This is a genomic window from Solidesulfovibrio sp., from assembly GCF_029978005.1.
Lineage (GTDB): Bacteria > Desulfobacterota > Desulfovibrionia > Desulfovibrionales > Desulfovibrionaceae > Solidesulfovibrio.
This window is the reverse complement of the sequence record NZ_JARKOZ010000116.1, coordinates 1-2,467: the sequence shown is the minus strand read 5'-3', so window position 1 is coordinate 2,467 and position 2,467 is coordinate 1. Positions and strand designations below refer to the sequence as shown.

The following is a 2,467-nucleotide window of genomic DNA, read 5'->3' as shown; positions in this document are numbered from 1 at the left end:
CCCCGCATCGTGCTCGACATCGCCGGTTCCTGGAACTACAGCGGCCCCCTGGCCAGCGACACGGGCGACGCGTTCATCCGCCACGTCCGCGTGGGCAGGCACCAGGACAAGTTCCGCGTGGTCCTCGACATGGCCCCGGACGCCACGGCCAGGCTGCGCGGCGCGCCCACGGTCGAGCGCGTGTCCGAGGGCGTGGCCCTGCGCATCCCCAAATAGCGCCCGCGCGCCACAAAGGACCCCCCCGCGGTGAAACGCTTCTTCGCGACGACGCTTCGAATCCTCAAATGGGCCGTCATCGGCGTGGTGTGCCTGGAGGCGCTGTCCTTCGCCGTGATCACCACCACCAATTGGATCATCTACGGCAACCTGCGCGAAGGACCCAAGGCCGTCTACGACGCCTATTCCCTGTTCCTCATGGAAAACGGCGTCTGGCCCACGGCCCACGCCACCTACGTGGACAACCATCCGGAACTGTCCAAGGTCATCTGGTTCTTCGGCGGCTCCACCATGCGGGCCAGTTCCGCCCCCTACCCCCTGTCGATCCCGAGCCTGGTGGCCAAGGATCTCAACGCCCGGGAAAAACCCTACGCCTTCAACTGCTTCAACTTCGGAGTCAATTCCTTCAATTCCCTGCTCGAATCCAAGTACCTGGAAAAGCAGTTCATCGAATTCCCCATCCGGCCGAACCTGGTGGTCTTCTACGACGGGGCCAACGACGCCAACTACTTCGCCGTGCAGAAGACCCCCTACGCCCACGAAGGCCGCGAACGGGTGCAGGGCGTCATCGAGAGCTACTACAAATCCGGCTACGGCATCCTCAAACCCGTAAACGCCGCCTACTTCGCCTCGTTCACCCGGGAACTGCTCCAGAAGCTGCTCTACACCGCCAAGCCCGTGGAGCCCGATTCCCCGGAACTGGCCAGCTTCGTGGAGCTGACCGTCAAGCGCTACGACTTCGTCGCCCGGCTGTGCGCCGCCGAGGGCGCGTCCTTCCTGCTCGTGCTCCAGCCGCTCTACTGGGTCGAGACCTGCCCGGGGCTCGATGCGGACGTGGCGGCCAAGGAAAAGGAAACCATCCTCGGGCGCAAGACTTTCCCCCACGTGCGGCAGAACTTCATGACCGTCTACGCCGCCCTGGAACGGGCGCTGGCCGGCAAACCCTACTTCGTCAACCTGCGTGACGCGCTGTGCGACCGTAACGCCCCGGCCTACACCGCCGACGGCGTCCATAACACCGATGCCGGGCGGGAGGCCATCGCGGCGGCCATGCTGCCGGCCATCCGCGCCCGGTTGTCCCTCACCCCAGCCCGCATCGACGGAGGACCGCAATGACACGCCTCGCCGTGACCTGCCTTCTGGCCCTCGCGTTGTCCCTGGTCTCGGGACCGCCCGCCCAGGCCCAATCCACGCTCAAGGAGCGCAGCCTCAAGGACGCGCCCGCCGCTTCGCCCCAGCCGGCCCAGGCCCCGCCGGCCGCACCGGCCGACCCGGCCCCGGCGCCGGCTCCCCAGCCCGGCGCGGCCCAGGTGACGCCCGCGCCGACACCGGCCGCGCCCGCGCCCGCGTCCGTGCCCGTGAGCCCGGCCCCCAAACCCGCCCCCGGCGGCACGCCCATCAACGGACAGCCCGCCGGCCCGCCGCCGCCGCCCCCGGCAGGCGGTCAGGACTACACGCCTGCACCCCCGCCGCCGGGCGGCCAGGACTATGCGCCGCCACCACCTCCCCCCGGCGGCGGCACGCCCATCAACGGACAGACCAACTTCACCCCGCCACCGCCACCGCCGCCGCCACCGCCCACCCGGCAACAGACCTACAACCGCGACGAGGTCAACCGCGAAGTCATGGGCTTTTTCGAAAGCGGCTCGCGCGGGCTGGCGGAAATGGTGGCCCGGTCCTTCCACGACCTCGGACAACCCACGGGCTTCATCAAGGGCAACGAGGCCGGCGGCGCGCTGGTCGTCGGGCTGCGCTACGGCACGGGCACGCTGTACCTCAAGGGCCAAAAGCCCGTGCAGGTCTACTGGCAAAGCCCGTCGCTGGGCCTGGACCTCGGCGTCAACGCGGTCAAGGTCTTCACGCTGGTCTACGGCACCACCAACCCCAACGAAATCTTCCAGCGCTTCCCGGGCGTGGACGGCAGCGCCTACGTCCTCGGCGGCTTCGGCATGAACTACCAGCGCTCGGACAACATCACCCTGGCCCCCATCCGCTTCGGCGTGGGGCTGCGCCTGGGAGCCAACGTCGGCTACCAGCACTACACCCGCACCCAGGAAATCAACCCCTTCTAGAAGGCGGGGGAGGGAACCCCCTTTTTGCAAAATGGGGTTTCCCTCCCCCGCGCCCCCTCCTTCCCCGAAAAACTCTTCAAGGGGGAGAAGGGCAGCCCAGGTTTTACCCGATCCCTCTTAAAATGCGGCGCTTCGCCGCTGGCGCTCGTGGTCGCGGAATTTGGCCGGGCGTGCTGGCC

At 68.2% G+C, this 2,467-nt stretch carries 3 protein-coding genes; all 3 read left to right on the top strand.

The genetic code is table 11. From position 1 onward, the window contains the following. A partial coding sequence (locus Q1K70_RS13410) for an AMIN domain-containing protein (RefSeq protein ID WP_300160514.1) occupies positions 1-216 on the top strand: 216 nt, incomplete at its 5' end. 30 nt (positions 217-246) lie between these two features. Beyond that, positions 247-1,332: an SGNH/GDSL hydrolase family protein gene (locus tag Q1K70_RS13405; RefSeq protein WP_300160511.1), complete on the top strand. Its 1,086-nt coding sequence runs from the start codon at positions 247-249 to the stop codon at positions 1,330-1,332. Then, positions 1,329-2,288, top strand: a complete 960-nt coding sequence (locus Q1K70_RS13400; RefSeq protein ID WP_300160508.1) for a DUF1134 domain-containing protein — start codon at positions 1,329-1,331, stop codon at positions 2,286-2,288. The genes Q1K70_RS13405 and Q1K70_RS13400 overlap by 4 nt, the downstream gene beginning before the upstream one ends. Positions 2,289-2,467: the final 179 nt, after the last annotated feature.